The sequence below is a fragment of the Halorussus halobius genome (assembly GCF_004765805.1).
GTDB lineage: Archaea > Halobacteriota > Halobacteria > Halobacteriales > Haladaptataceae > Halorussus > Halorussus halobius.
This window is the reverse complement of the sequence record NZ_ML219773.1, coordinates 14,851-41,653: the sequence shown is the minus strand read 5'-3', so window position 1 is coordinate 41,653 and position 26,803 is coordinate 14,851. Positions and strand designations below refer to the sequence as shown.

33 protein-coding genes and 1 tRNA gene are annotated in these 26,803 nt (G+C 67.3%); 30 read left to right on the top strand and 4 right to left on the bottom strand.

The genetic code is table 11. The features are described 5' to 3' along the window. Positions 1-104 precede the first annotated feature (104 nt). Genes EPL03_RS00240 through EPL03_RS00230 form a run of 3 tightly spaced genes read left to right on the top strand, consistent with a single transcriptional unit; the run spans position 105 to position 3,291 of the window. Positions 105-953 (top strand): CBS domain-containing protein, encoded by an 849-nt coding sequence (locus EPL03_RS00240; protein ID WP_135827330.1) that lies wholly within the window; start codon positions 105-107, stop codon positions 951-953. Then, positions 950-2,704 carry a glycine--tRNA ligase gene (glyS, locus tag EPL03_RS00235; protein ID WP_135827329.1) on the top strand — a complete coding sequence of 585 codons (1,755 nt, stop codon included), beginning with the start codon at positions 950-952 and terminating at the stop codon, positions 2,702-2,704. Before EPL03_RS00240 ends, glyS begins: the two co-directional genes overlap by 4 nt. A gap of 2 nt (positions 2,705-2,706) precedes the next feature. Beyond that, positions 2,707-3,291, top strand: a complete 585-nt coding sequence (locus EPL03_RS00230) for a dolichol kinase (protein WP_135827328.1) — start codon at positions 2,707-2,709, stop codon at positions 3,289-3,291. A gap of 31 nt (positions 3,292-3,322) precedes the next feature. On the opposite strand, the gene EPL03_RS00225 is transcribed toward EPL03_RS00230, so the two are convergent. Next, entirely contained in the window at positions 3,323-3,730 is a 408-nt protein-coding gene (locus EPL03_RS00225) for a hypothetical protein (RefSeq protein WP_135827327.1), read from the bottom strand. Between the two features lie 108 nt (positions 3,731-3,838). On the opposite strand from EPL03_RS00225, the gene EPL03_RS00220 reads away from it, so the two are divergent. Both EPL03_RS00220 and EPL03_RS00215 read left to right on the top strand, forming a co-directional pair. Next, complete coding sequence (locus EPL03_RS00220; protein WP_135827326.1) at positions 3,839-6,289, top strand: DEAD/DEAH box helicase; 2,451 nt, start codon at positions 3,839-3,841, stop codon at positions 6,287-6,289. Between the two features lie 205 nt (positions 6,290-6,494). After that, on the top strand, positions 6,495-6,818 hold the full coding sequence (locus tag EPL03_RS00215) for a hypothetical protein (RefSeq protein ID WP_135827325.1): 324 nt from the start codon (positions 6,495-6,497) through the stop codon (positions 6,816-6,818). Positions 6,819-6,840: 22 nt separating this feature from the next. Here the strand turns inward: EPL03_RS00215 and EPL03_RS00210 are convergent, their stop codons facing one another. Then, positions 6,841-7,590 (bottom strand): Sjogren's syndrome/scleroderma autoantigen 1 family protein, encoded by a 750-nt coding sequence (locus EPL03_RS00210; protein ID WP_135827324.1) that lies wholly within the window; start codon positions 7,588-7,590, stop codon positions 6,841-6,843. A gap of 78 nt (positions 7,591-7,668) precedes the next feature. Here EPL03_RS00210 and EPL03_RS00205 point away from each other — a divergent pair, with 78 nt between their 5' ends. Further along, the gene (locus EPL03_RS00205) at positions 7,669-7,932 is read left to right on the top strand and encodes a hypothetical protein (RefSeq protein ID WP_135827323.1); all 264 of its coding nucleotides are present in this window, start codon (positions 7,669-7,671) and stop codon (positions 7,930-7,932) included. A 120-nt stretch (positions 7,933-8,052) separates the two neighbouring features. Continuing rightward, positions 8,053-8,967: a malate dehydrogenase gene (gene mdh, locus EPL03_RS00200; RefSeq protein ID WP_135827322.1), complete on the top strand. Its 915-nt coding sequence runs from the start codon at positions 8,053-8,055 to the stop codon at positions 8,965-8,967. 99 nt (positions 8,968-9,066) lie between these two features. On the opposite strand, the gene EPL03_RS00195 is transcribed toward mdh, so the two are convergent. Further along, positions 9,067-9,726: a metallophosphoesterase family protein gene (locus EPL03_RS00195; RefSeq protein WP_135827321.1), complete on the bottom strand. Its 660-nt coding sequence runs from the start codon at positions 9,724-9,726 to the stop codon at positions 9,067-9,069. Between the two features lie 50 nt (positions 9,727-9,776). Continuing rightward, positions 9,777-10,367 (bottom strand): IMP cyclohydrolase, encoded by a 591-nt coding sequence (locus tag EPL03_RS00190; protein WP_135827320.1) that lies wholly within the window; start codon positions 10,365-10,367, stop codon positions 9,777-9,779. Between the two features lie 149 nt (positions 10,368-10,516). Between EPL03_RS00190 and EPL03_RS00185 the strand changes: the two genes are divergently transcribed. The 23 genes from EPL03_RS00185 to EPL03_RS00080 all read left to right on the top strand — a co-directional run bounded on the left by EPL03_RS00185 (position 10,517) and on the right by EPL03_RS00080 (position 26,790). Next, positions 10,517-10,589, top strand: a tRNA-Gln gene (locus EPL03_RS00185). A 136-nt stretch (positions 10,590-10,725) separates the two neighbouring features. Further along, positions 10,726-10,857: a transcription initiation factor IIE subunit alpha family protein gene (locus EPL03_RS20570; protein ID WP_280178802.1), complete on the top strand. Its 132-nt coding sequence runs from the start codon at positions 10,726-10,728 to the stop codon at positions 10,855-10,857. Beyond that, entirely contained in the window at positions 10,854-11,072 is a 219-nt protein-coding gene (locus EPL03_RS00180; protein ID WP_135827319.1) for a hypothetical protein, read from the top strand. The genes EPL03_RS20570 and EPL03_RS00180 overlap by 4 nt, the downstream gene beginning before the upstream one ends. 115 nt (positions 11,073-11,187) lie before the next feature. Next, on the top strand, positions 11,188-15,081 hold the full coding sequence (locus tag EPL03_RS20255; RefSeq protein ID WP_210424875.1) for a hypothetical protein: 3,894 nt from the start codon (positions 11,188-11,190) through the stop codon (positions 15,079-15,081). A 64-nt stretch (positions 15,082-15,145) separates the two neighbouring features. After that, a complete protein-coding gene (locus EPL03_RS00170; RefSeq protein ID WP_135827318.1) occupies positions 15,146-15,403 on the top strand; it encodes a MarR family transcriptional regulator in 258 nt (85 codons plus the stop codon). Positions 15,404-15,543: 140 nt separating this feature from the next. Then, the gene (locus EPL03_RS00165) at positions 15,544-16,074 is read left to right on the top strand and encodes a hypothetical protein (RefSeq protein ID WP_135827317.1); all 531 of its coding nucleotides are present in this window, start codon (positions 15,544-15,546) and stop codon (positions 16,072-16,074) included. After that, a complete protein-coding gene (locus EPL03_RS00160) occupies positions 16,071-16,262 on the top strand; it encodes a hypothetical protein (protein WP_135827316.1) in 192 nt (63 codons plus the stop codon). The genes EPL03_RS00165 and EPL03_RS00160 overlap by 4 nt, the downstream gene beginning before the upstream one ends. A gap of 132 nt (positions 16,263-16,394) precedes the next feature. Continuing rightward, entirely contained in the window at positions 16,395-16,655 is a 261-nt protein-coding gene (locus EPL03_RS00155; RefSeq protein WP_135827315.1) for a hypothetical protein, read from the top strand. Positions 16,656-16,663: 8 nt separating this feature from the next. After that, on the top strand, positions 16,664-16,972 hold the full coding sequence (locus tag EPL03_RS00150) for a hypothetical protein (RefSeq protein WP_135827314.1): 309 nt from the start codon (positions 16,664-16,666) through the stop codon (positions 16,970-16,972). A 3-nt stretch (positions 16,973-16,975) separates the two neighbouring features. After that, entirely contained in the window at positions 16,976-17,176 is a 201-nt protein-coding gene (locus EPL03_RS00145) for a hypothetical protein (RefSeq protein ID WP_135827313.1), read from the top strand. Further along, the gene (locus EPL03_RS00140; RefSeq protein ID WP_210424874.1) at positions 17,173-17,490 is read left to right on the top strand and encodes an HNH endonuclease signature motif containing protein; all 318 of its coding nucleotides are present in this window, start codon (positions 17,173-17,175) and stop codon (positions 17,488-17,490) included. The genes EPL03_RS00145 and EPL03_RS00140 overlap by 4 nt, the downstream gene beginning before the upstream one ends. Before the next feature lie 36 nt (positions 17,491-17,526). Continuing rightward, positions 17,527-18,099, top strand: a complete 573-nt coding sequence (locus tag EPL03_RS00135) for a hypothetical protein (protein WP_135827311.1) — start codon at positions 17,527-17,529, stop codon at positions 18,097-18,099. Then, on the top strand, positions 18,099-19,715 hold the full coding sequence (locus EPL03_RS00130; protein ID WP_135827310.1) for a hypothetical protein: 1,617 nt from the start codon (positions 18,099-18,101) through the stop codon (positions 19,713-19,715). The genes EPL03_RS00135 and EPL03_RS00130 overlap by 1 nt, the downstream gene beginning before the upstream one ends. A gap of 2 nt (positions 19,716-19,717) precedes the next feature. Further along, on the top strand, positions 19,718-21,265 hold the full coding sequence (locus tag EPL03_RS00125; RefSeq protein WP_135827309.1) for a hypothetical protein: 1,548 nt from the start codon (positions 19,718-19,720) through the stop codon (positions 21,263-21,265). After that, positions 21,265-22,146 (top strand): structural protein, encoded by an 882-nt coding sequence (locus EPL03_RS00120; protein WP_135827308.1) that lies wholly within the window; start codon positions 21,265-21,267, stop codon positions 22,144-22,146. Before EPL03_RS00125 ends, EPL03_RS00120 begins: the two co-directional genes overlap by 1 nt. A gap of 62 nt (positions 22,147-22,208) precedes the next feature. Continuing rightward, positions 22,209-23,474 carry a hypothetical protein gene (locus EPL03_RS00115; RefSeq protein WP_135827307.1) on the top strand — a complete coding sequence of 422 codons (1,266 nt, stop codon included), beginning with the start codon at positions 22,209-22,211 and terminating at the stop codon, positions 23,472-23,474. 3 nt (positions 23,475-23,477) lie between these two features. Beyond that, entirely contained in the window at positions 23,478-23,864 is a 387-nt protein-coding gene (locus tag EPL03_RS00110; protein ID WP_135827306.1) for a hypothetical protein, read from the top strand. Between the two features lie 38 nt (positions 23,865-23,902). Further along, positions 23,903-24,769, top strand: coding sequence for a phage major capsid protein (locus EPL03_RS00105; protein WP_135827305.1), 867 nt, complete (start codon positions 23,903-23,905; stop codon positions 24,767-24,769). Positions 24,770-24,775: 6 nt separating this feature from the next. Further along, a complete protein-coding gene (locus EPL03_RS00100) occupies positions 24,776-25,168 on the top strand; it encodes a hypothetical protein (RefSeq protein WP_135827304.1) in 393 nt (130 codons plus the stop codon). 3 nt (positions 25,169-25,171) lie between these two features. Next, entirely contained in the window at positions 25,172-25,525 is a 354-nt protein-coding gene (locus EPL03_RS00095) for a hypothetical protein (RefSeq protein ID WP_135827303.1), read from the top strand. Position 25,526: 1 nt separating this feature from the next. Beyond that, positions 25,527-25,955, top strand: a complete 429-nt coding sequence (locus EPL03_RS00090; protein ID WP_135827302.1) for a hypothetical protein — start codon at positions 25,527-25,529, stop codon at positions 25,953-25,955. Between the two features lie 2 nt (positions 25,956-25,957). After that, entirely contained in the window at positions 25,958-26,344 is a 387-nt protein-coding gene (locus EPL03_RS00085) for an HK97-gp10 family putative phage morphogenesis protein (RefSeq protein WP_135827301.1), read from the top strand. Then, positions 26,341-26,790: a hypothetical protein gene (locus EPL03_RS00080; RefSeq protein ID WP_135827300.1), complete on the top strand. Its 450-nt coding sequence runs from the start codon at positions 26,341-26,343 to the stop codon at positions 26,788-26,790. The genes EPL03_RS00085 and EPL03_RS00080 overlap by 4 nt, the downstream gene beginning before the upstream one ends. Positions 26,791-26,803: the final 13 nt, after the last annotated feature.

Sequence of the window (26,803 nt, the reverse complement as noted above, 5' to 3'; positions counted from 1 at the left end):
GGTGAGAACGGGTGACGAGCCCGGCGGTCGCGGTCCCCGCCCGGCCGCCGGTACAAGTGTTCGGTTCGTAGACTACAAGGCGTCCCGACTCGTACGCGCCGGACATGAACGTCGCCGAAGCCATGACGCCCCGCTCGAAGGTCGTGACCGTCGAACTTCCGGGCACGCGGGACGACGTACTCGAATACCTGCAGGAACGCTCGTTCTCCTCGGTCCCGGTGGTCAAGGGGACCGGCGACGACGAGGAGTACCGCGGACTCGTCTCGCGGGACCACCTCATCGAGAGCCCCGACGAGGACCAGCTCGCGCTGTTGATGCAGGAGGTGCCGACCACGACCCAGGACGCCACCGTCGAGGAGGTCGCGGCGCTGATGGTCGAGGAGGGCGCGCGCCGCGTCCCGGTGGTCGACGGCCGACTGGAAGGCATCGTCACCGTGACCGACGTGGTGCGGGCCATCGCGGACGGCGACGCCTCCGGGGACGCGGCGGTCGGCGACGTCGCCTCGCGCGACGTCAACACCACCCACGTCGGGGTGCCACTCTCCGTCGCCGAGCGCGAGCTCTACTACGCCAACCTGCCCTACGCGGTGGTGCTGGGCGACGACGGGAGCATGACCGGCGTGCTGACCGAGGTCGACATCATCGACGTGGCCCGCGTGGTCGAAGGCGAGGCCGAGACCGGCGACTCCATCGCCGACGAGGACTCCGACTGGAAGTGGGAGTCCATCAAGGCAGTCGGGAATCGCTACCTGCCGACCCGGAACGTCGAGATTCCCGCCGCGCCGGTCCGGGAGTTCATGACCGACGACGTGGTGACCGTCTCGGGCGAGAAGACCGCCCGCGAGGCCGCTCGGACGATGCTCCAGTACGACATCGAACAGATTCCGCTGGTGAGCGGCGACCGGCTCACGGGCATCGTCCGCGACGTAAACCTGCTGGAGGCGCTGCGATGAGCCGGTCGGACCTCGTGGAACTCGCCAAGCGCCGGGGGTACTTCTTCCAGTCGGCCGGCGCGTACGGCGGCGTCTCGGGCTTTTACACCTACGGCCCGCAGGGCGCGACCCTGAAGGCCAACGTCGAGGACGCGTGGCGCGAGCGGTTCGGCGTCCAGGAGGGCCACCGCGAGATAGACGCGCCGACCGTGATGCCCGAACCCGTCTTCGAGGCGTCGGGCCACCTCGACACGTTCGACGACATGCTCGTGGAGTGTCCCGAGTGCGGCGCGAGCCACCGGGCAGACCACCTCATCGAGGACGAGACGGACATCGAGGAGGCCGAGAGCATCGCCATCCCGGACGTCGAGGACCTCATCGCCGACCACGACCTCCAGTGTCCCGACTGCGGCGCGGAGTTGGCCGGCGAGCCCGTCGAGGAGTTCAACCTGATGTTCGAGACCAGCATCGGTCCCGGTAGCTCCTCGCCGGGGTATCTGCGGCCCGAGACCGCGCAGGGCATCTTCGTGGAGTTCCCCCAACTGGCCGAGTACGCGCGCAACCAGCTCCCGTTCGGCATCACCCAGATCGGCAAGGCCTACCGGAACGAGATAAGCCCGCGGAACTCGCTGGTCCGGACCCGCGAGTTCACGCAGGCCGAACTCGAACACTTCGTCGACCCCACCGAAGACGTTCCCGACATCGACCGCGTGGCCGACGTGGAACTCACCCTCTACCCCGCCGACAAGCAAGAGGAGGTCGAGGGCGTCGAGTACGTCACCAAGACCGTCCGCGAGGCGGTCGAGGACGGGTTAGTCCACGAGTGGGTCGCCTACTATCTGGGCGTGGGCAAGCAGTGGTACGAGTCTATCGGCGTCGACATGGACCGGTTCCGGTTCCGCCAGCACCTCTCGGGCGAACTCGCCCACTACGCCGCCGACTGCTGGGACGCCGAGGGCGAAATCGACGGCGACTGGTACGAACTCGCCGGCTTCGCCTACCGGAGCGACTACGACCTCTCGAAGCACGACGAGTACTCGGACGACGACTTCACCGTGTTCAAGCAGTACGACGAGCCGAAGGTGGTCGAGCGCGCGACGGTCGACCCCGACATGAGCTACCTCGGCCCCGAGTTCGGCGGTGCCGCCGGCGAGGTGGCCGACGCGCTCGAAACGCTCGCGGAACGGGACCGCGCCGCGTTCGAGGGCGACACCGTTACCGTCGAGGTCGACGGCGAGGAGCACGAAATCCCGACCGAGAAGACCGGCTTCGCGGTCGAGGAGGTCAAGGAGACCGGCGAACACGTCATGCCCCACGTGGTCGAGCCGTCCATCGGCATCGACCGGGCGGTGTACGCGGTGCTGGTCCACGCCTACGAGATAGACGAGGTGGAGGGCGACGAGCGGACCAGGCTCGCGCTCGAACCCGAGGTCGCGCCGACCTTCGTCGGCGTGTTCCCGCTGATGGACAAGGACGGCATGGGCGAGCTCGCCCGCGAGCTGACCGACGACCTCCGCGCGGCCGGGTTCGACGCCACCTACGACGACTCGGGCAACATCGGGCGGCGCTACCGCCGGCAGGACGAGGTCGGGACGCCGTTCTGCGTCACGGTCGACTACGACAGCCTCGAGGACCACACCGTGACGCTCCGCGAGCGCGACTCGACCGAGCAGGTCAGGGTGCCCGTCGCGGCCCTGCCCGACCTGCTCGAGGACCTCCGCGAGGGCGAACGCACGTTCGCGGACCTCGACGCACCTGCGCCCGAGCAGTAGCCGTGTCGCTCCACAGCGAGGTCAAGCGGCGGCTGGTCCACGTCTCGGGGACGGGCTTCCCGGCGCTGTTCCTGCTGGGCCTCGTGAGCTACGACCAGTTGCGGCTCCTGCTGGTGGCGAGTTCGGTCGGTGCGCTCGCGCTGGAGGTGCTCCGGCTGTTCGTCGGCCTCGACTGGCGAATCTTCGACGAACTCACCCGCGAGTACGAGCAGGACAACCTCGCGGGCTACGCGCTGTACATGTTCGGGATGACGGCCGCGGCGCTCGCGTTCGAGCCCCGGGTGGCCGTCCCCGCGATGCTGATGCTCACTATCGCCGACCCCATCAGCGGGCTCGCCAGTTCCGGCGAGTTGGGCGTGAAGGCGACCCACACGCTCCTGCTCACGTTCGGGGTCTGCATGCTCATCACCAGCCTGTCGGGACTCCCGCTGGTGGCGGCGGTCGTCGGCGCGGTAGCCGCGACGCTGGCCGACGGGATGAAGCCGGTGGTCGCGGGCTACGTGGTCGACGACAACCTCACGATTCCGGTCGCCTCGGCGGTCGCAATGTGGGTGGCGCTACGATACCTGCCGACGATTGCGGCGTGACCGACGACCGAGGGCAAGACCCCGAACCCGCTCAGTCCCCCGACGCGACCGCCACGCGGAGGAACGCCCAGTTTCTCCCGAAGAAGGCCGCGTTGGCACCGAGTACCACGACCACGATGCCGACCGCCTGGGGCCACGGGTCGGGGAGACCGAAAGCGACGGCGGCGTACGTGGCGAGAACGCCGGGGACGGCCCCGGCGGCGACGACCAGCGCGACGTCGAGTATCACGCCGACCCGCCCGCGCGCCCCACGATACGCGTCGTCGTCTAGGTCGACCGGTCCGGTCCCCCTGTAAACCAACACCGGGACGGCGACCGCGAACGCGACCACGGGCGCGTACCGGCCCGACAGTCCGCCCAGTCGGAACACGACCAGCGCGAGGAGCGCGAGGAGGCCGGTGGCCACGACCGACCCGACATCGCGGAGCGTCGAACGCATGGGTCGAACGTGGGACCGACGCCCGATAAAACCCCTCCGGTCGCGGGCGTTTCACTTTCACCCCGATAGCCGAACCCTTTAATCGGGTGATGACTAACCAATTGCTGAATGGCGACCACCGGCGAGCAGCAGTACGTGGACCACGACCTCCTCGCGCCGGGGTTCATCGAGCGCCGGCTGTACCAACTCCAGTTGGCGGGGTCGGCCAAAGGCAGCCACACGCTGGTCTGCCTGCCGACCGGACTGGGCAAGACCACCGTGAGCCTGCTCGTGACCGCCGAGCGGCTCGCCGACGTCGGGGGCAAGAGCCTGTTTCTCGCGCCGACCAAACCGCTCGTCCAGCAACACACCGACTTCTACCGCGAGGCGCTGGCGATTCCCGACGACGACGTCGTGATGTTCACGGGCGAAGTCCGGCCCGACGACCGTGCGGCCCTGTGGGAGGACGCGCGGGTCGTCGTCGCCACCCCGCAGGTCGTGGAGAACGACCTCGTGGGGAGTCGCGTGGACCTCCGGGACGTGACCCACCTCACGTTCGACGAGTGTCACCGCGCGACCGGCGACTACGCCTACAACTACATCGCCGAGCGCTACCGTCAGGACGCCGAGAATCCGCTCGTGACGGGGATGAGCGCGTCGCCCGGCGGCGACGAGGAGGAGATTCTGGCGGTGTGCGAGAACCTCGGCATCGAGAACGTGGAGGTGATGACCGAGGAGGACAGCGACGTCGACGAGTACACCCACGACACCGACGTCGAGTGGGAGCGCGTCGAACTCCCCGAGGAGGTCGTCGAGATACGCGACGCGCTCAACGAGGTCATCGAGGACCGCCTGGAGAAGCTCCGGGACCTCGGGGTCACGCGCAAGACCAGCGCCGACCTCTCGGAGAAGGACCTCAAGGGGATGCGGGCCGAGCTCCAGAAGCTCATCGACAACGACCAGTCCGAGGGGTATCAGGGCATGTCGGCCCACGCCGAGATACGCAAGCTCCGGACCGCCGTGACCTACGTCGAGACCCAGAGCGTCGAGGCGCTCGAACGCTACTTCGAGCGCCAGCGCAACGCCGCCCGGTCGTCGGGCGCGTCGAAGGCCAGCCAGCGGTTCGTCTCCGAGCCGAAGGTCAAGGAAGCGATGCGGCGGGCCGATGAGTACGACGACCTCCACCCGAAGTACTCCCGCGCCCGGATGCGCATCGCCGAGACGCTGGGCATCGAGGGCGGCGAGCGCGTCATCGTGTTCACCGAGTCCAGGGACACCGCCGAGGCCCTGACCGAGTTCCTCGGCCAGCACTTCGACACCGAGCGGTTCGTCGGGCAGGGCGACAAGGAGGGCAGCGACGGGATGACCCAGACCGAGCAACAGGAGACCCTCGACCGGTTCCGGGCCGGCGAGTTCGAGGTGCTGGTGTCGACCTCGGTCGCCGAGGAGGGACTGGACGTGCCCGAGGTCGACCTCGTGCTGTTCTACGAACCCGTTCCGACCGCCATCCGGTCCATCCAGCGCAAGGGCCGGACCGGCCGGCAGGCCGAGGGCCGGGTCGCGGTGCTGCTCGCCGAGGACACCCGCGACGAGGCGTACTTCTGGATATCCAAGCGCCGCGAGGACGAGATGGAGGACGAACTCCGGAAGCTCAAGGGGGTCGCCGACGAGGTCGAGGAGGAACTCGACGACTCCCAGAAGCAGTTGGCCGACTTCGATACGGCGACCGCCGAGCGGTCGGCCAGCGAGGTCGAGCAGGGGTTGCGGGAGTTCGCCGCCGAGTCCGAAGACTCGGCGGCGAACGGCGAACCAGAAACCGGCGAGCGCGTCGTCGACGGGGACGGAACCTCGGAGGATGGCGACGCGAGCGGCCGCGACGAGGGCGGTGGCGACGACAGCGTCGTCGCCACCGCCAGCCCGGACGACGGGACCGTCGAAATCGTGGCCGACCAGCGCGAACTCGACTCGTCCATCGCGCGGGACCTCTCCACTCGGGAGGGCGTCGAGACGCGACTCGAAACCCTCTCGGTCGGCGACTACGTGCTGAGCGACCGGGTCGTGGTCGAGCGCAAGTCGGTCGGCGACTTCCTCGACACGCTGACCGGCGGCGACCGCTCGATGTTCGAGCAGGTCGGCGACGCCACCCGCCACTACGCCCGGCCCGTCTTGGTCCTGGAGGGCGAGGACCTCTACGAGGAGCGCAACGTCCACCCGAACGCGATCCGGGGCGCGCTGGCGTCGCTGGCGGTCGACTTCGGCGCGAGCGTCCTCCGGACCGAAGACGAGAGCGACACCGCCGACCTGCTGGAGGTGGTCGCCACCCGCGAGCAGGACAAGGACGACCGCGAACTATCGGTCCACGGCGAGAAGCAGAGCAAGACGCTGGCCGAACAGCAGGAGTACGTGGTCTCCTCGATCGCGGACATCGGCCCGGTGACGGCGCGCGCGCTCCTCTCGGAGTTCAGGACCGTCGAGGCCGTGATGACCGCCCGGGAAGACGACCTGCTCGACGTCGAGGGGGTCGGCGAGGTGACCGCCGACCGCATCCGCGAGGTCGTCGGCAGCGAGTACGAACCGTAGGAAGTCCGACTCGGGTTCGGGCACGGAGCGTCGACCCGACCGCGGAAAATCCGCCGTTACTCCGGAACCGCCCGGCTGCGGACGGCCCGAAACCGCCTGTTGAGTCGGGAAGATGGCTCGTAACCTCCCGTTTGCGGTCGAAACTCGCCGGGACGGCTCCCCCGAGTTAAGCCCGTCGGCGTCGTCCGTTAGGTACCGAGTAACGATGTACGGCTCCACCGACACCGCGACGCCCCGGTCCGATTCGCCCCGCACCGACTCGACCGACGCCATCGAACGGCCCCGCGACGAGCGGGAACTGTACGGTCAGCCGTGCCACGAGGTCGACCCGGACTGCGACGAGCGGGCCCTCTACGGCGACCCCCAGCACGAGCCGGCCGACCGGTCCGACGTTCCCGACGTCGAGCTCCTGTTCGTCCGGCTGCGGGCCGCGTCGGTGACGCGACCCGCCGAGACCCCAACCGGCGCGTCCCCGTCGAGCGCGAGTTCGCTCGACGCCAAGCCCCCGGTCGGGACGACCGAGCGATAGTCGCGCAGTGGTCCGGCCGGCGTTATCGGTTCGCCCGGTCGAGCGCGGCGAGTGCCTCTGCCGCCTCGCGGGTGGCCGCGAGGAGGTCCCGGGCGCGGGCCGCGTCGTCGGCCTCCTCGGCCCGGCGCGAGAGGTCCGTGAGCGTTCGGACCAGCGACTCGCGGGCCGGGCCGAGGTCGCTCGCTCCCGCCCGGCCCGCTCGCGCGCGCTCGTCGCGACCGCGGGGACGCCCGCCGGCGGGACCCTCGCCGGGGTCGCGAGTTCGCGCCCCCCGTCCGGAACCGCGTTCGTGGGAGTGGTCGCGAGCCCGTCCGCTCCGGTCGTCCTGCTGGGAGGGCGGTCGGCGGACGTCCGACCGGTCGACGTGTCGGTCGGCGACGCTGACGCCGTCGATCTCCACGCGGGGCTCGGTTTCTGCCGCCGCGGAGTCGTCAGCACTCGCGCGGCCGTCGTCGCCCGACGCCGCTCGTCGGTCGGCGGCCGATTCGCCGCCGGCGTCGCTCGGCTCGGCGTCGGCCGACGGCCCGACGCTCGCCTCGTCGGCACCGCTCGCGTCGCCCGCCTGCTGGCAGGTCGGGCAGAACTCCCGGCCGTCGTACCGGAAGATGGGGTCGCCACACCGGTTGCAGTGCTTGCCCGTCATGGTCGCGCCCTGTAACAGGAGTTCGCTCATCCGACGCGTGTTCTCGCGGCCCTCCTCGTCGCGCTCGTACTTCTCCCGGAGCTTCTCGCGTTCGGCCTCCTTGTCGAAGCCGGAGTCGTCGCTACTCATGTGCGTAAGAAGGTACTCGGAGCCGAAAAAGGTGTCCTGTCCGGGGTCGCTTCGTGTTCGGAGTGACGAAAGCAGAACATGGCAAAGTCAAAACACACGAACGGCGACAACAACCTCGATACCCGTAGCCACGACGGGGAGACTTACATCCGATCCGACGTCCGCGCCTCCCCTTCGGTGGCAGACGGTGTCCGAAAACTCGCCAAGGAGATTTGCGGCGACGAAACGATGGAGGAAGCTAGCTGCCCCTACCGGTTCGAAATCGTGGACGAAGGGATTCAACCGACAGACGACGACCAGGAGTCCCTCGTCTACCTCCGCGAAACCCGGTTCCTCGACTAAACCGGGATGGGAGTCGTTTCGTCGATAGTCGAAGTTTGAGACGTCGTCTGCCGACCTCCTACGTCGTTTTCGGCGGGGTCCGAAGCGCTTAACGGTTTTGCGGGCGAGGTTTCACGTGATATGACGAAAATCAGCGTGGTCGGCGCGGCCGGAACCGTCGGTGCCGCGGCGGCGTACAACATCGCGCTCCGGGACCTCGCGGACGAACTGGTGCTCGTCGACATCCCCGACAAGGCCGACGACACCGTGGGGCAGGCCGCCGACGTCAACCACGGCGTGGCCTACGACTCGAACACCACCGTCCGACAGGGCGACTACGCCGCGACCGAGGGCTCGGACGTGGTGGTCATCACGGCCGGGATTCCCCGCCAGCCCGGCCAGACCCGCATCGACCTCGCGGGCGACAACGCGCCCATCATGGAGGACATCGGCTCGTCGCTCGCGGAGTACAACGACGACTTCGTGACCGTCACGACCTCGAACCCCGTGGACCTGCTCAACCGTCACCTCTACGAGACCGGCGACCGCGCCCGCGAACGGGTCATCGGATTCGGCGGTCGGCTCGACTCCGCGCGGTTCCGCTACGTGCTGAGCCAGCGCTTCGACGAGCCCGTGGGGAACGTCGAGGCGACGATTCTGGGCGAACACGGCGACGCGCAGGTCCCCGTCTTCTCGAAGGTGCGGGCCAACGGCAAGGACCCCGAGTTCAGCGACGACGAGAAGGAGGAGATTCTGAGCGAGCTCCAGACCAGCGCGATGAACGTCATCGAGAAGAAGGGCGCGACCGAGTGGGGTCCGGCCACCGGCGTCGGCCACATGGTCGAGGCCGTGGTCCGGGACACCGGCGAGGTCGTCCCGGGCTCCATCAAACTCGACGGCGAGTACGGCCACGACGACGTCGCGCTGGGCGTCCCCCTCAAGCTCGGCGAGGGCGGCGTGCAGGAGGTCGTCGAGTGGGACCTGACCGAGTTCGAGCGCGAGCAGTTGGGCGAGGCGGCGGACAAGTTGTCGGAGCAGTACGAGGAAATCGCGTAGCTTCGTCGTTTCCGGCCTCGCGGCCGCGCGGGTCACACGCTCTCTCGCGGGACACGGACGCCCCCGAAAATCGTCGCAGCACGAACCCCCCGGCGCAGTTCACTTCCCGTACTCCAGTCGCTCCCCGACCTTCCTCGGCAGCCCCGCGTCCGCGACCGCCTCCTGAACCGCGCCGACGTCGTACTCGACGCGGCGCTCCTCGACCGCGAGGTCGTCGAGGTCGACGACCGCGTAGGCCGCGCGCGGGTCCTCGTCGCGGGGCTGGCCCACGCTGCCGGGGTTCAGGACGACGCCCTCGTCGTAGACCTCGTGGTGCTGGATGTGGGTGTGGCCCATGACCAGCACGTCCTCGTCGCCGAGCAAGTCGGGCGCGAATTCGCCGGGCATCGTGTAGTGGTCGGGGTCCTCTGGGTGGCCGTGGACTACCTTGAGCCGACCGTCGAACTCCCGGCGCTCGTCCGGGAGGCCGGCCAGCCACTCGCGCTGGGCCTCGGAGAGCGTGTCCTCGGCGTGTTCGACGCCGGCCTTCGCCATCGAGTTGAATCGGAACGCGGTGCCCGAGGCCACCGCGCGGTCGTGGTTGCCCATCACGGTCGGAATCCCGCGCTCGCGGATCAGTTCGACGCACTCGGCGGGCCACGGGTTGTAGCCGACCACGTCGCCCGCACAGACGAGCGCGTCGAGTTCCGGGAGGTCGTCGAGGACGGCCTCGAACGCGACCCTGTTCGAGTGAACGTCGGAGAGGACGCCGATTCGCATGGCGACAGGTTCGCACGCCCGGAACTTAACTCCGGTTCCGGGCGGCCGATTCAGTCCCCGTTCTCGACCGCGACCGCGAACCCCTCGTCGGTCCGCGCGACGCCCGCCGCACACACCGCGTGCTCGAAGTCGAGGTCGTAGGCCTCGCTGGCGGCCTCGCCGGCGGTGTCGGCCTCGAACGCGAACGCCTCGAGCGCGTCCTTCTCGTAGGTCGCCACGAGGGTCGGTTCCGCGACTTCGCGGACGAGCAGCGCGTCCCGGCGGACGATGCCGACGTATGCCGAGTCGGCTCCGAGCACGCCCGCGATTCGGGGCGTGTCGTAGTCGTCCTTCTCGTAGTCGAGCGCCAGCAGGCTCTCCGCGAGCGCGTCCCGCGCGGGGTAGCCCAGTTCGAGTTTCTCCGTGATGGGGTCGACGTGCGAGCCGTTACCCACGACGGCGGCGTCCGCCCCGCCGTCTCGCGCGGCCGTCCGGACGCAGTTGTACGAGACGTAGGGGTTGTCGGTCTCGGGCGCGTCCGCGGTGGGTGCGACGGTCAACGCGCCCTCGCGTTCGACCAGTTTCCGGTTCGGGAACGACCGCGAGGAAACGCGGTACGCCGCGATTCGGGGGCCGACGACGACGAAGCGTCCGACGTACATACACGAACATGCCGAATTAGCGAGTAAGTAGGTGTCGATATATGCACCGTCGTCGGCTCGCTCGAAGCCACGCAACCAGAATGCTAACGCGCCCCACGCGCAGTCGAACGCGCAACGCTTACATTCCCCCGGAGATTATCGGGGAGTGCAGTCCCATGGGGTAGTGGCCAATCCTGAAGCCTTCTGGGGGCTTCGACCCAGGTTCGAATCCTGGTGGGACTACTAAAAATTCTTACATAATCCAAACGGGCGAGCGCCCCGCTCCTCCCGCCGAAACTCCCCACCCTCACGAAACTGATGAATCCCATCCCACGATAGCGACTGCTCGGAGTGCAGTCGACGCAAGGGGGTGTCCAACGTGAGCGGGCAGAACGTCTGTCCCGCCTGCGACACGCCTTACAGCGACGGCGACTACCGTTGCGAGCGCTGCGGGAAGGACCTCGTCGAGGTCGACACCAGCGCTCCTCGAACTGCGGGGTGGTGGGCGTGAGCCAGCGGTCCTACGACGGGCCCGCAATCGATGCGTCCTACCAGTACATTACCGAGCGCCCCTCACTCGACGACTCGGCGGACACAGTCTACGCGACCGCCCCCGAACCCGACGGCGAGGAGACTACCGAAGACGTCCCCGTCCCAGATGGTGGCCGGCCCGAGGAGGACGTCGACGGCCAGACGACGCTCGACGACTGGGGGTGGTCGACTTGACGAGTCTGTCGCTGCGGGGGTGGCTTGAGGTCATCGTCATCGCCAGCCTCGGTGTGCTTGCTGTCGTTTCAGCAGCGTATCTCGCTATCCTTATCGGGACAGGAGGTGGGGCGGCGTGACGGGCGACGAGCTCTCCCTCGAGGAGCAGGTCGCCCAGTACTGCGACCAGCACCCCGACGCCAGCACTGCCGAAATCGCCGGGGTGCTCAACGCGGCCCCGCCCGCCGTCGCGGAGGTCCTCGACGAGCCCACAACCGAGACCCCCGACGGTGACCAAGCCGCGTCCTCGGCGGACCGCGTCGCGACCGAGCCGCGACTCACCGGCGACTGGGCCGACGCCGACTTCACCGATCCCGAGTCCGGCGTGTGGCCGCCGGAACTCCTCGAGCGCGAACAGTGGATGGGTCACGTCGACAAGAAGCCGTTCGCCCCCTGGGGCGACCGCGATCACCCCGAAGCGGACCCTGGCGAGGACGCCCGCTGGAAGTGGGGGCTCGACGAGAACTACGTCGACGGCGAGACCGTCGCGATGGCCGAGGTCGACGACCGCCTCGACGGCCGCGCGTTCCTCCAGCAAGAGGATGACCCCTACGTCTACGTCGACGGTGACGACGTCCGGGACCGCGACACCGGCGAGGTCCACCCCGCATTTAAGGCCATCCTCGAACACCTTGGACTGACCTACGCCGACGTCTCCCAGTCCGGCGCTGGGGTCCACGCCCAGTACCGCGGCGAGCTCCCCGAGGGCGTGAAGCAGGCCGCCTGGCAACTCGACGACGAACCATGGGGCGACAACGACGAACTCCCCTCCATCGAGATCTATCCCGGCAAGCGGGTGTGCGTCGCGACCGGCGAGCACGTTCCCGGCACGCCGACCGAGATCCGCGAGTGGACCGACGACGTCCTCGACCCGCTCCTGGAAGCCAACGACGACGTCGCCAGTAGCCAGCGCGACACCCCGTCGACCGATCGCGAAGACTACGACCTCGACGACTACGAACCCGAGGCAACGAGCGCTACCGAAACCACCGACGACATCCGCGACATCATCACCGCGCTCGACCGCCTCGACGCCCGGCGTGTCGCCGACCGCACCATCGTCCACCGCTGGAACGACGACGCCAGCACGAGCGACGACTACCGCGCGTTCGCTCCCACGTGGGGGCGGTCATCGAACGGGACCGCGAACATCGTTAACCGACAGATCTGGCAGGACACCGGCGACGAAGGCGGCTACGGCGGCCCCGTCGTGATGGCGCTCATCGACGCCGGCGAGATGAGCCACCGCAACGCCTCGCCCCGGCGGGCTCGCGGTGAACTCTGGTTCAAGGGTATCGAGCACCTCCGCGACCTCGGGTTCGACATCCCGGAACTGGCTACGACGACTCCAGATCGCCAAGCGTCGGCCACGCAGTGGGATGTTGAGGAGTGCGAACCACCAGTCCGCGACGCCGAGTCGTTCGACCGCGAAGAGCGATGGGCCGCCCTCGAAGGCGAACGCTACGACGAGTTCCTCGACGCCACTGGTCCCGTCATCTTCGGCGACGACGCTGGCGCGGGAAAGACCACGAATGCCGCAAGAGCGGCGGCCACTCGTGACCGCCCCCACGCCGTCCTTTTCGACAAACACGAGAAGGCCCGCGAGTTCATCAAGGATGACGCCACACCCGACAACTACTTCCACCTAAAAGGCGGCGCACAGATGCGCGACCCCGTCTGCATGGACGCCGATCACGCCGACGAGGACTGCCCGACCCACCCCAACGGCGACTGCGACCACATGTGTCCCGTGTACGACCTCGGGCGCGACCACCCCGACCGCGAACTCTACGATGCCCTCGTCGCTGAACTTGACCCCGTCCGAACACATCGCCTCCTCGGCGACGCGCTCCCCGGCCACGAAGAAGATGGGAGTTGCCCCTGGCTCGACCAGTTCGCCGAAGTTTCGAGTGCCGAGCGAATCGTCGGTGTCCACGAATACCAGACGCTCAAGACGATCCGCAACCCCGCGAACGGTCCCAACCGCGACGTTCTCATCGACGAAACGCCTGGCTCGCTGCGCTCCGAGCAGGACCTCTCCGTCGAGGACCTCGTCCGACTCGGCAACGCCCTCGAAGGCATCGGGAACTACGCGGGCGCGCCCGATGTCCTCAGCGAACTCGCCGCGTTCGCTCACCGGCTCGTCGACGCGCTCACCGACCCCAACGGCCCATCGACGCTCGACGCCATCGACCCTCCGGCAGTCGAGGGCGAACGGATCACGGTTGAGGTCGACCCGGACGACCTTCCTGAGGACGTTGACCCCGACGACGTTGAACAGACCACCAAAAAGGAGTTCAAGGGGATGCCCGGCGAGGGCTACCGGAAGCGGACGTGCTACGTCGTCGAGCGCGAGCTCGTCGCGGAACCGCTTGCCGAAGCGAAACTCGAATACAACGAGACCGTCCTCAAGCGGATGCGTGAGGACGACTGGAACGGCGAACCACTCGCCGTCGACGCGCTGCTCGCGGCCGCGATCGCGGCCGGGGTCCCCAGCGATCAGGCTCGCAAGGCCATCACCGCGCCCGACTTCCTCGAACACTGCCCGCGCTGCGGGGGCGACCTCACCCATCAAGACGGGGGGCGCGTCTGTGATCAGGAGGACGGCTGCGGTTGGGACGAGCGGACCGACTTCCTCGTCGGGAAGACCGCCGACCCCGCTCGCGCGAGTGCCTACCTCCACGCCGACATCGAGGACGGCGCATACCTCACCTACGAGTCACTCCCACTGGTGAGCGACCTGCCGAGCAAGCCCCTCGTCTTGGACGCGACCGCAGTCCCCCAGAAAGTCGCCGGGCTCTACGGCGTCCCGACCGACCACGTCGAGGTCACTGGCGACGAACCGCTCGACGCCAACCTACAGGTGACGCAGGTCCTCAACGGCCAGTACCACTGGTCGACGCTCAAGCAGACCGAGAGCCTCCGGGAGCGTGTCGAGCGCGCGGTCGAGAAGCTCGCAACTGTTCACGACAACCTGCTCGTCGTCGGTCGCCAGGAGGCCCGCGAGATACTCGACATCCCCGAGTCCGTCGAGTGGCTGCACTATCACGCTGCTCGCGGCCTCAACCGGACGGAATGTGATGCCGTCGTCTGTCTCGGCGCGCCGCACGCGAACGTCGAAGATCTCGAACGCGAGGCGGCGCTGCTCGCCCAGGACCACGACGATCTCCGCGTCGGCGGTACCGAACACTCGACCCGGCGGGACTGCTCGAACCCACCCGTCTACCGCAAGCTCCTCTACGAGGACGACCACGGCCGTGGACGAGCGGTCCCGACCAAGCACTACACGGGACTCGTCGGCGAGCTCTTCGAGGAGACGCGCGAGAAGGAACTCGAGCAGGTCATCCACCGGATTCGCCCGCTGCTCGCCGACGAGACGAAGCACGCCTACCTGCTGACGAACGTGCCGACCGACGTGTCCGTCGACGAGGTCTGCCAGTTCGAAGAGCTCGCCGACCCCCTCCACGCACTCCTCCCGGTCGCCGACCGCGCTCTCGATCTAGCGGATGTCATCGCAAGCGCCGGCGAGGGGAACAGCCCCGATGGCTTCCGCGCGGAGACGCTCATCGAAACCACGGGCGGCGACGCGACCCCGGACGGCGTCGAGTTCAACATCGAGGCGATCCACCGACTCGCCCAGCTCCACGGACTGGACGTCACGGAGCGAACGGTCCGGCGATGGGTAGCCGACCTGGAAGCCATCGGACTGCTGGATGCGGGAGCGTACGAACAGCGGTCTGGAGTGGTCTACACGGCGGAAATCGCTACTTTGACACAGGCGTTATCGGTTCTAACTGGTAACGACAGCGTCGAAGTAGCGTTAACCCGGCGCTTGCGGGCTCTCGTTGAGGAATCCGAATCCCTGACCGATTGGCTTCCCGTGGCGCGAGAGGTGTTCGGGCTCTCTGGTGACCGCCACGAGCTTGATGGAGGGTTGGCCGGGGGAGGAACAACCCCAGATCCGGGGTGACTCTCCCGGCTGACCGCCGGGGTCGCCGGCCGAGGAATAGCTGCAGGACTGTCCAGCCAGACTCATGACCTCGCTCAAAATCGACTCCGACGCCGTCCGTGATCTGCCGCCGAGCGCGAAGCTCGTCTACTTGGTCCTGAAGGAGGCCGGTCCGCTCACCCAGCAGGACGTTATCGAGCGAACGCTCCTACCGGACCGGACAGCTCGCGGAGCGCTGGACGAGCTCGTCGACGCGGGAGTGGTCGAGAAGCGACCATATCTTGGGGGTGATGCTCGCCAGAGCGTCTATACTGTCCGTTCACGGGAGAGTCGCCGGGAATAATTCCGGTATAGTATACCACTAATGCCTTCTTGCCGTTCATTTCTGACAACAGGATCGCCCGTCGCTCGGATGCCCACGCTGGCGGTCGGCGGGGCGATGAAGGGGGACGAACCACAGCGACAGCTTTCCTCCCCCGAGAAATGAAAGGCGCACACAAATTCAGCCCCAGCAACGGGGCCGAACTCTCCCGCGACCGTCACTATCCTGGTACACTCCCGCTGCGCGAAGCGCTCGACGGCAGCGGCGAACTCTCGAACGGCAAACTCGTCTCCGACACGTCGACCGCGCTCGCCCGCTACTTCAAACGCATGCACCAGCGACGCCACGACGGCGAGGACGCCGGCCTCTACCGGGCGGCCGCGCTCGCGATTGCTCGGCTCCGCCAGTCTGACCCGTGGGACTGCTGGCTCTGGTACGCTGCGGCGGAACGGCTCCACCGGAAGGGCCACGACGTTGAGTGGATGCTCGACCACGTCGAAGCGCGGTGCCCGCGCTGCAGGAGTCGCCTCCAGTACGAGCCATCCGCGACGGGGTACGTGCACGCGATGTGCGCGAGTTCGTGTGGCGCGGACTCGAACGACCGGACGATCGAGATCGTCGACCGCATCCTCGAGCTGTACGCGGCCGGGTTCGACGAGGAGATCGACGAGGTCTCTCTATTCGACCGATGACTCAGACGATTCCTGCGGAGGCCGACCCCGTCCGAGTCGCGGTCGCGGGCCGCGAGGTCGAGGGCGTCGTCGACGACGTCCGCTGGCGGCCTCGCTACAACGCCACCCCCGAGGAAGCGACCCAGGTCGCGGTGGACGTCGACGGAGCGACCGTCGTCGCCTCGACGGCCCAGCTCACGCTGCTGTAGTGACTCACGATGTCCAGTCAGCCACCGGTCGAGCTCGCGCTCGCACCCCACTCCAAATCGAGGACGACGATGGGGAGACGGTCGTCGGTATCCGGACGCGCTCGGGCTGGCAGGAGTTAAAACGATTCTAACATGACTGACGATACTGACAATCCAGAGACGAGGCATCGGCGGCTCAACGACGGTCTCGCGGTCCTGATCGTTCTCGGATGGCTCGCGTTCTCGGCATTCGTCTTCGTCGACGGCGACGCGACGCTGCAGGCGGCAGTCGCGGGCGTGAACACGCTCGCGTTCTACGTCGTTCTCCGATGGGCGTTCGGCGACAAAGCGTTCGAGGATGCAACGGAGGCCGTCACCGAAACTGACGGCGAGACGGGGGAGTCTGGAGGGTGATACATGCCATGGCTGTGCAACCGACCCCATCCGACCGGCCGTGGTACTGCCCGGACGGCCTCGTCGACGCCTACAAACACGTCGCCCACTCGGGAGGCAACCTCCGGATGCTCCAACACCTAAAGGTCGTCCGCGCAATCGTCACGAACCTCCTCGTTGCCGGCGTCGCCTACCACGCCATCACGTCCGGCGGCGACCCGTCGCTAATCGGCAGCACGGCCGTCGCCGCCCTCGCGCTCCTCAACGGCATCGAAGTCGGCGAATGGATCGCAGCGAAACAGGCGCTCGACGAACTCGACCAGAACGTAGAGGAGTAACCGATGGGCTACGATTACACCTGCGACGCCCAACTCGACGGCTGCGAACGCGGCGGTGACCGCCCCGCGCTCGCCGGCCAGTTCCGAAAATCCATCTGGCTCACCGACGACTTCGGCGGCCGGATGCAGGATAAGGGCTACGAGCTCGGTGACACGATCACCATCTGCCCCAGCTGCGTCGAGGAACTCCTCGCCCCGAGATGATGACCGGGGCTCCCGGTCCCGGCGGCTCGACTGACGTCCGCGAGCCCGCTCGCGACCTCTTCTGGGAACTCCACGATGCCGACCACTACAGCTGTCCGGGCTGCGGGAGCTCCCGGGACGAGGTCACCGCGTTCCACGTTCACCACCTCGACGGCGACGCCACGAACCACTCCCGCGACAACCTCGTCGCGCTCTGCCCGTCCTGCCATCTCGGCGACGAGCACGACCGCCGCCTCTCCGACACCGCTACCGATCCCCCGGGCGTCCACGGCACCGGCCCGCCGCGAGTCGGTGACACCTCCCCGGGTGAGTGACCGAGCCATGACACCCCGAGTTTTATCGAACACGCCATGACAGACGACGATCCCGAGCTGGAGATCGCCGAGGAGGCCCCAACCGACGAGGAGGGCCACCCGATCCATCCGGACCCCGACAAGAGCCACCGGATCTGCGCGGCGACGAAGTCCGACCGGACAACGTCGACCGAGCACGGTCGGGAGCGCGACGACGTCGAGTACTGCACGCTCGCTGCGGGCTGGGGCGTTGACGGCAAGAGCGAGGGCACGTGCAAGCACCACCTCGGCGCTGTCGACAACCGCGGCGAGAACAACCCGAACTTCGAACACGGTGCGTTCGCCGAGCACTTCACCTCCCATCTCACCGAGGACGAGAAGGAGGCGTACGAGGACGCCCGGCAGATGCTCGACTCCCACGAGGGGTCCCAGGAGGTCGCGAAGGCCGCGGCGGCGATCTGCCTCCAGCAGTTCCGACGCTCGATGGACGACCGCTTCCTCCGACGCTTCGAGTCGATCTGCGACAAGTTCAACATCACACCGCCGGACGAGCTCGAGGTTTCCGGCGAGGTCGGCATCGAGGCGGCGTTCATGGAGAACCTGAAGAACTACCACGAGGATAATAACTGATGGCCGCGACGACCCCTTCGGAGACCGCAGTCGACGACGTCGAGGCGCCGATGCCGCCGGCGCACTACGCCGAGCGTGCAGACGCCGGCGACGTGACGTGGATCGAGGACGCCATTGAGGACTGGCTCGGCATCACGCCGACCGAGAAGCAGCGAGAGATCTGCCGGGCCGTCGCCGAACACGAACAGGTCCTGGTCGTCTCCGCGAACGGCCTCGGGAAGTCCTACATCCTCGCGGCCATCACCATCGTCTGGCTATTCTGCCGGTACCCCGCCGTGAGCTTCGCGACCTCGGGGACCGAGCGGAAGATGAAGCGGACGTACTGCAAGCCGGTCGACAACCTTCACTCGAACGCTCGCGTCCCGCTCCCGGGCGAGTACAAATCCCGCCCCGAACGCATCGAGGTCGAGGGTGACCCCGAGCACTTCTTCGAAGCCGCGAGCCCAAAGGACGCCGGCGAGCTCGAAGGCGTCCACACCGCCTACACCCTCGCGATTATCGAGGAGGCGGACAAGCCCGACGTCGACGAGGACGTCATCGACGCGATGCGGTCGCTCACCACTGACAGCCAGGACCGCATGATAGCCATCGCGAACCCGCCCGAGGACGAGACGAACTCGATCTACCCTTACATGGACGACCATCCCGAGTGGGAGGTCCTGGAGTTCAGCTCGTTCGAGGCGCACAACGTCCAGGTCGAGACCGGCGCAATTGAGGGCGAGAAGGTCGACGGCATTGCGACCGTCAGCAAGCTCCGGAAGGACTGGGTCGAGTACAATGGCTCGGAGTGGCCGGGCGTCGACCAGGCTCGCACATGGTCGGACCCCGAGAGTAGCGAGTTCCGCGCGGACCTCGCGAAGCGCTGGTACCGGCGGCGGGCGGGCATCATGCCGCCGGACGGCGCGACCGTCCACCGGCCGTTCGGGGTCGCCGAGGTCAACGCGGCCTGGGAGCGCGGCGAGGTCCTCGACGACGACTCCACCTTCGAGCTCCCCGCTCCCGACGGCTTCGGCATCGACGTCGCGCGGTCGTCCGACCAGACGGTGCTCGCGACCGTCCACGACGACGTGATCATCATCCACTACGACGAGCGCGGCACCGACCACATGGACCAGGGGGCGGACCTCGAGCAGATCCTCTCGGGAATGGCCTCGCATCCGGTCGCGGTCGACTTTATCGGGCACGGCTCGTCGATTCACGACCAGCTCAACGAGGTGCTCCCCGACGTCGGGAAGTTCGAGGCGAACTCCGAGGCCTCTCAGGGAACGACCTACTACGACAAGTGGGCTGAAGGGATGGACCTCCTCGGGACGTGGTTGGAGAACGGTGGGTGCATCTTGGAACGGAACCTCCGGCAGGAGATGCTCGCGGGGGCCCGCGAACTGGAGTTCGAGGAGAAGTTCTACGCGAGTCGTGGCGAGGACGGCGCGGAGGTCTACAAGCTCTCGTCGAAGGACGACATCAAGGACCGTCTCGACCACAGCCCAGACTACCTCGATGCGGCGATGCAGGCAGTCTGGGCCGCCAGCGACGACACCGAGTTCGACGACGACGACGACGAGGTCACGGTCCACTACAAGTCGGGGTCGATGCCCAGCCAAAACTCCATTCGATAACCATGTCTACGACACCGTCATCTGGCCCGATTCGCGGCCGCGTCGAAGCGCTCGCCCAACGCCTCTCCCAGTCCGTCGAGACCGTCACCCGAAACTCGCGGATCTTCATCGAGTCCAGCGACGTCGACGACCTTAACCCGCCCGAGGACATCGACGAGTACCACCAGCTGTACCGCGAGATTGGCATCATCCGGGCGAACCTCAACCAGTTCGTCCGCGACGTCGTCTCACCTGGCGTCCGGATCGAGGCCGACGACGACGCTACCCAGGCCTACTTCATGGGCGAAGCACCAGGCGACGGCTCGGTCCCTGGGTTCGCTCCTGAGGGCGGCTTTCTTGAGAACTGCGCGGTGATCGCCGGAGAGAAGCGCCAGCCGTTCTACCCGTATCTCAAGGTCGACATCCTCCAGAAGTGGACGAAGGGGACGGTCCTCACCGAGTTCCTCAAGGCCGAGGACGAGATCACCGAGCCGGATGCCAACATCACGGGATTCAAACACATCCGTCCGGAGACGGTCAGCGCCAGGACCTACGCGAACCAGAACATCCTGCTGGATCCCGACGACACCGAGACAGCTGAGGAGGACGAAGTTACGAAGCGCGGCGAGGCCGCTGCCTACGTCCAGTTCGACGACCAGTCGATCGTCGGGCAGCGCAACGGCGGAATGGACGAAGACGAGGTCTACCTCTCGCAGAACGACGTCCTCAAGCGGACGCTCGAACCAGACATCGGCGGCGACGAAGCCACCGAGGAGGGCATCTTCGGGACCAGCGCGATCGAGGCGTGTGGCGATGACGCCGAGGAGTACCGAGAGATCAAGCGCGACCGTGCCGAGGCGATCAAGAAGACGGCCTACGGCGTCTGGAAGGCGCAGTTCGACACGGACGTCACCGAGATTCCGGGCAGCAGCGAGGCGATCGTCGAGACGTGGGACAGCGACGAGCAGGACGAGTGGGTCGCCAACGTCGACGGGCTCGAAGCCGGCGGGATCATCGGCCACGACGGCTCGATCACGCTCGACCAGTGGGAGCCGACCATCCCTGATCTGGACGACCCTCTCGCTCACTACGTCGACGACATCCTCGCGCCGCTGCCGGCGCCGAAGTACGCGACTGCGTTCGGCGATCAGGTCACCCAGCACGTCTCGGAACGGCAGGAGAACTCCTACCAGGACACGATTGTCGAGGAGCGCCGCGACGCCGAGCGCGACTGGACCCAGGCGTTCCGCGAGGTCGCCAATCGCCACCCCGAGCTCGACCCAACCGGCCTCAAGGTCAAGATCGCGCCGAAGGAGAGCGACAACCCAATCGCAACCCTGGATGACGGCGAGATCGAGAAGATGGAACAGTTCATGACCGCCTTGAACAACGGCCTCGGGAATATTCCAGTCGACGCCGTCCTCGACCTCGAAGCGTTCCTCCAGACGACGATGGACCTCCCCGAGGACGTCTTCGTCGACGGTGAGGTCGATGTCGACGAGTCGGCACCGGACATGCAGGAGATGCTCGAAGGGCCCCCCGACGAAGAGACCTCGGAGGCTGATGATTGATGAGTGCCGCCGCCAGTGCCGACGTCGGCGTCCCGGACCAGACTACCGCCCACGAGCGCTACGTCGAGCGCGCACAGAATCGTGACGAGCCAGCGCGGATGCGGTCTCTCCGCCAGCGGTACGCGCAGAATCTTCGGGGGCGGCTGGCTGCCATCCGGTCGGCACTCCGTGAGGGCATCGTCGAGAACGACGTCTTCGGCCTGCAGACTGAGGCACTCGTCGACGCGCCCGAGCCACGACAGTTCGAGTTCACGACCGACCCCCAGAAGGTTGACGCCGCACGACGCTGGCTCGAACGCCAACTGGAGGCCGAGGTCCTCACCGAGTACGGCGGCGAGAACGAGTACATCGAGCGCGCGTATCTCAAGGGCCTCGAAGACGCGCAACGCGAACTCGGGGCGTTGAACGTCGGCAGCGGCGAGGCGGCGGCCAGCGCGTCGGTCCGGATGCCCGTCCACCAAGAGCAACTCGAACAGCTCTACTCGCGCAACCTCGAAGAACTCCGTGGCCTGACCGATGATCTCGCCCGCGACGTGCGCCGGGAGTTGACGGACGGCTTGGCGAGTGGCGACAATCCGCGCGACATCGCTCGCGGTGTCTCGGACATCCTCGGGACAGTCGAGGACGGCACCCCGAGGGCGGCGATGAACCGGGCGACGATGATCAGCCGGACGGAGTTGATGAACTCCCACAACTGGGCTCGGCTCAAGGAATGGGAGCGCGCCGGCGTCGAGAAGGTCGACGTCATCCTCGCGAACGGTGCGTGCGAACAGTGCCGGGCCTACGCTCGGGGCGCACCGTACCCGGCGTCGGAGGCCTATGGGAATCTGCCCCAGCACCCGAACTGTCGATGCACCCACACGGTTTGGACGGGCGACTGACCAGCCACCGATGACGCGATCCGGGGCCGAGGTCCAGACCCGGACGGACTTTTCAGCATGCTATGACCACGTACGAACTTCTGAGCGACGGCGCGGGCGTTGCTGCCGTCGCAGCCGAACCGGCTGATAACCAGCTTCCAGTCCACGGCGTGCTCTTCGGCGTCGGCGACGTCACGCAAGGTCTCTCCGGCAAGCGCACACGCTGGCCGGCGGACATCCTCGAGCAGATGGCTGAGGACGAGATCTTCGTCGGCAAGCCGATCACGCTCGCCGACTCGCTCGATCCCGAGCAGCATGTGGGCGTGAAGATGACCGAGGACGGGCCAGCGCTGACCGGCGCCGTCTCGATGGACGAGAAGGTCGGCGAGATCACGGCGACGACGTTCGACGAGGATACCGGACTCCTCTTCGAGGGGTTCGTCGCCGACTGGGAGGCCGAGGAGGTCGTCGAGACCGGCCTCGCCCAGATCTCGCCGGTCGTCATGCGCAACGTCGAGCTCGTCGAGGGCGAAGAGGGCGAGCCGGATGCGCTGTACGAGCCGGTCGAGGTTCGGGGCGCTCGAGACGTTGCGCTCGTCGCCGACGGTGCCGTCCCGTCGAACGAGATCAACGTCGGCTCGTCACCGCAGATTGAGCCCGAGGCGGCTGAGGCGCTCTCGGCGCACTACGACGTGGATATCGAAGCACTGACAGCGAACTCCCGGGGTGGCGATGACGGCCAGGACGGCGGAAACGGCCAGAGCACCCCAGCTGACGACGACTCACTACTCATGGACCTAACCGACAAAGAGCAGGAGCTGGTCGCAGCGGCTCGGCAGAAGGACGACCCGACGGTCGTCGAGGCCGAGGTGCGCGAGCGGCTCACCGAACTCGAGGAACAGTACGACGAACACGAAGAGCTGATCGAAGAGGCCGCCGAGGTCGACGAGCCCGAGGTCATGGACGCCGAGCAGGCTGAGGCGATGCGCGAGCGCGTCGACATCGTCGAGGGCATGATGGCCGAGGCGCTCACCGAGGACCTCGGCCTTCGCGAGGCCACCGTCGAGGCGATGAGCTTCGACGCGATGGCTGCGGAGTTCGAGACCGACGACGGCGACCTCGACGTCGAGGCGCTCACGCAGAAGCCGGAATCGGGCAGTGGCCCGACCGGCGGCTCGGGCGGTTCGAGCGGCCCGACAGATGAGGACGTCGAGCGCATCGCGGAGATCGACACTAAGCTCTCGACTGTCGGGAACGCGCTCCCCGACGAGCGTGTCGAGGCGCTCCGCCAGGAGGCGGCCGACCTCGCGGACGCGGACGACTACGACGGCGCACTGGAGGTGCTCTAACCGATGCCAGGCGAACCCGGACAGAACGGCGGCGACAGTACCAGCACCATCGGCTACTCCGATGCGAGCGACACAACCGAAGCCGGCGACGCGGTCGGCATCACCGACGGCGAAGTCGAGCCCGGAACGGACACCGAGAACCTGCTCGGCGTCCGTGCTCGAGGCCGCGCCACCGAGAACAGCGGCCTCGCGCCGGTCCACGTCGGCGGCCCCACCGTGGCGGCCGTCGAAGGCTCGGTCTCCGAAGGCGACGATCTCGACCTCGGGGCAACCGGCGCGGCTGGCGAGCTCGAGACGAGCGACGGCGGGCCCGCCCACGCGCTCTCGGACGCCGGCGGTTCGTGGCGCGGGCAGGACGCTCCCGCGGGCTACGCGTGGGTGCTCCTGTAACGAGCGACGACTACACGACGACCTTTCCCTGATCACACATGGCTCAGAAAGCATCCGACATCATCAGCGACGACGACGTTCGCGCGATCGTCGAGAAGATCCGCAACAAGAAGTACCAGAGTCGTACCGCGTTCCGCGACTACGACGCGACCAACAACGACAGCAACTCCGTCGAGTTCCCCATCTCCGACGGCGACTTCGAAGGTGACGTCGCCGAAGTCCCGCCTGGGAGCGAGTTCCCGCGAGCGACGAAGGACTACGACACGGTCCAGGTGGCGCACACGAAGTACGGCCTCGAGATCGTCATCCCTGACGAGGACGTCGAGGACAACGTCATCGACATCACGATGGACCAAGAAGAGGACCTGGTTCGCGCCGAGGAGACCCGCGTCGACGGGATCGCGTACAACATCCTCGCGAACAACACCAACAGCGCCGGCCCGATCGACGCCGGGAACGAAACGGCGGGCGTCTTCGAGTACGAGGACATCACGCTGGCCCGCCAGCGGGCCTTCCAGGACGAACTCGACATGGCCGAGCTGCGGCTGCTCACCGGCGGCCAGAACATGAACGCCCTGCTGAACATGGACAAGTTCACGCAGGCCAGCGAACTCGGCGACTCCGTCGTCGAGATGGGTGTCCTGCCCGAGGGCAACCTCGTCGGCCAGCAGGCGTTCCTCGGCGTCGCCGGCGACGTCCCGGTCTTCCTCGACAACACCGGCAACTACGCCGAGGGAGAGGCCTACCTCGTCGATCCCACGAACTTCGGCTGGGAGTCGACTCGCCGCGCGCTCGACGTCTCGAGCTACTACGACGAGTCGATCGAGAGCACCGTCTGGCAGATCGACGAGCGGGTCGGCTTCGCGGCCACCCAGCCGTCGGCGAACATCCCGATCCAGACGTAACCACCCATGCCCTACATCAAACACGAAAGCGGCGAGGCGACCGAACTCCGCAACTCGCAGATCCTCGGCGATCAGTCCCCGCTCGAGTTCGACGAGGACGGCTACGCGTTCGTCGAGGATCCTGCGGTCGCCGACAAGCTGCTGGCGATGCACCGCCACATCGAACGCGGCGGTCGTGGGCCCGAAGACTCGGACGCCAACGTCGACAGGACCGACGGTGAGTCGGAGACGCCCCCGTTCAACCCCGAGAGCCACACTCTCGGCGAGCTTGACGAAAAGCTCGACGACGTCGACGACGAAGCGGCGCTCGTTGCACTCCGGAACCTCGAAGAGGAGCAGAAGAATCGCGCCGGTGCGACCGAGGCGATCGACGCCCGGCTCAACGAACTGGAGGACTAACCCGTGACCGAGGCGTCTCCGAGTGATGTCCGAGCGCTCATCGACACGTCGCTATCTGACGACGACATCCAGACCTACCTCGACCGGGCAGAGGAGGACAACGAGCGGGTCAACGACGTGGAGGCGATGGACGTGACGCAGCTGCGTCGCGTCGAGGAACTTCTCGCGTCCATCAAGATCCTCTCCTACCGGGAGCGCTCGACCCGCCAGCAGTCGGTCGGCAACGCGTCGAAGACCTACGAGCGCGGACGGGTCGGCCAGCTTCGGGCAGAACTCTCGAACTGGGACCCGTCGGGGCGGCTCGGCAGCAGCGCCTCTTGGGACTCCGACCGAAACGTGACGACCGGCGGGAGCTAACATGATCGACGGCTTCGAGAACGAACGGGCGACTTTCCTCACGGAAGAGCAGACGGGCGTCGAGGAGGACCCCTACGGTGAGTCCGAGCCGGTCTACGAGTGGTCGCCGGTGTACGAAGATGTCGCCGTCCGGACCGAGCAGCGGTCCGCCGAGTACGTCCGCGAGATGTACGGCGAGTGGCCTCAAGAGGTCTACCGGCTCTACGTCGACCCGCGAGATATCGGCGACGTCGTCGCCGAGACCGAGGCGGACACCGACGGCAACGAGGTCGTCGTGGGTCGCTCCTACGAGCTGGGCGTCGCAGCGGACGACCGGGTGGAGCTTGCGGGGGTAACTGGTCAATTCGCACTCCAACCGCCGACGCTGCAGCGCCTCGACTCGGAGGTCCCGGAGCACGTCGAGCTCGAAGTGACGAGAGTGGAGGTCTGACGATGGACGCCAACCTCGATTTCGAGAGCGGCTTCGCTCCCGAGGACGCTCAGGAGGCTTTCGAGAGCATGGTCGCAGAGGCCGACGACAAGCTCATGGAACGGATGGAAGAGGGCGAGCAGAACATCCAGAAGGAGGCCCAGCAGCGCTCTCCCGTCGACACTGGCAATCTCCGAGCGTCGTGGACGGGACTGACCGAAGCACGACGCGGGACTATCATCACGGAGGTCGGCAACACGGCCGACTACGCCGAGCACGTCGAGAAGGGGACCAGTAAGATGGCCGCGCAACCGATGCTCCGGCCGGCGATGGACCGCGAACAGATGGCGCTGATCCGTGACATCGAGGAGTTGGTCTATCGCGTCGCCGCGCAGGAGGGCAACGCATGACCTACGGCCTACACGACGCGCTGGTCGACGTCATCACTGATCTTCGGGGCCACGACGCGCTCGTCTCGCTCCTCGACGCGGCCGACACGGCCGAGGCGGTCGACGAAGGCTGGCCGAAAGACGAACAAGAGCATCCAGTCGTCGTTCGCGTCCAGCCAGTCACCGAGACGTCGACCTCACAGCGCGAGTTCTCGACGATCCAGCGCCAGTTTCGGGTGCAAGTCGCGGTCGTCGCGACGGACGACTGGCGCTCTGAACAGGACGCCCCGACCTACCGCATGGCTGAGATTATGGCGGCGGTCGCCGACCGCCTGGACGTCGCCGTCGACGCGCCCGAACTGCTGCCCGGTGGAACGGACTCGAGCAGCTGGACTGAGGTCACTGGCGACCGGCTCGCGCTCACCCAGGACTGGCTGACGACGGCCTACACGCAGTCGAATCGCTAACCGACCAACCACA